Below are 1,049 nucleotides of genomic sequence, written 5' to 3'. Positions count from 1 at the left end.
GTCGAAAAACCCGTTTTAGTCTATTTTTGGGCGAGTTGGTGCGGTCCGTGTCGTTTGGTATCCCCCTCGATCGATTGGGTAGCCAACACCTACGGCGAACGGCTAAAAGTAGTTAAACTAGAGGTGGACCCTAACCCCAACTCGGTGGCTAAATGTGATGTGAAAGGTGTTCCCGCTTTACGCATCTTTAAAGATAAAAAACTTATTGCCACTCATGAAGGGGCGATCGGCAAACCACAATTACAATCTTTTATCGATACCTATGTCAGCTAATTAGGTATCTGTGGTTATGAATAACTTAACCCTAGCAAACCGCTTACAGGCACTACAATCCAACGTTTTTGCCGATATGGATCGGGCAAAAGCTGCCAGTAGAGAAGCGGGTAATACCATTATCGATCTTTCGCTCGGTTCCTCCGATCTTGGGGCTGCTCCCCATGTTGTCGATGCTATTGAGCGATCTCTCCACGATCCTCACACCCACGGCTATTTACTCCATAATGGGACCAGAGACTTCCGAATAACTGCCGCTAACTGGTATAGCGATCGCTTTGGTGTCCCCATCGATCCAGAAACGGAGGTTTTACCCCTGATTGGTTCTCAGGAAGGCACGGCCCATCTACCTTTGGCCCTTCTCAACCCCGGGGATTTTGCCCTACTCCTCGATCCGGGTTATCCCTCCCATTTAGGCGGTGTTGCCCTTGCCGGCGGTCAAATCTACGGAATGCCAATTTTGGCAAAAAATGACTTTCTGCCGGTTTTAGAGGACATTCCTGAGCTAGTGCTGGCACAATCGAAGCTGATGGTCTTGAGTTATCCCCATAATCCCACCACAGCGATTGCGCCTTTGGCATTTTTCCAAAAAGCGGTTGATTTTTGCCGTCAGCATAATTTAGTCTTAATCCACGATTTTCCCTATCTAGACATCTTTTTTGCGGGAACATCGCCACCACCGTCAATTTTACAGGCCGATCGAGCTAAAACTAATTCGATCGAGTTTTTTACCTTTTCTAAGTCCTATAATATGGGCGGTTTTCGCATCGGTTTCG

The 1,049-nt window shown here is 47.5% G+C and carries 2 protein-coding genes; both read left to right on the top strand.

What is annotated here, in order from left to right; all coding sequences use genetic code 11:
* Positions 1 to 273: thioredoxin family protein (locus PX481_RS25260; RefSeq protein WP_288096705.1), on the top strand; the 273-nt coding region annotated here is incomplete at its 5' end.
* Between the two features lie 16 nt (positions 274 to 289).
* Positions 290 to 1,049: aminotransferase class I/II-fold pyridoxal phosphate-dependent enzyme (locus PX481_RS25255; protein WP_288096702.1), on the top strand; the 760-nt coding region annotated here is incomplete at its 3' end.

It is taken from the genome of Microcystis sp. M53603_WE2 (assembly GCF_030065435.1).
The sequence above is the reverse complement of the archived record's forward strand: the minus strand, read 5'-3'. Positions and strand labels throughout refer to the sequence as shown.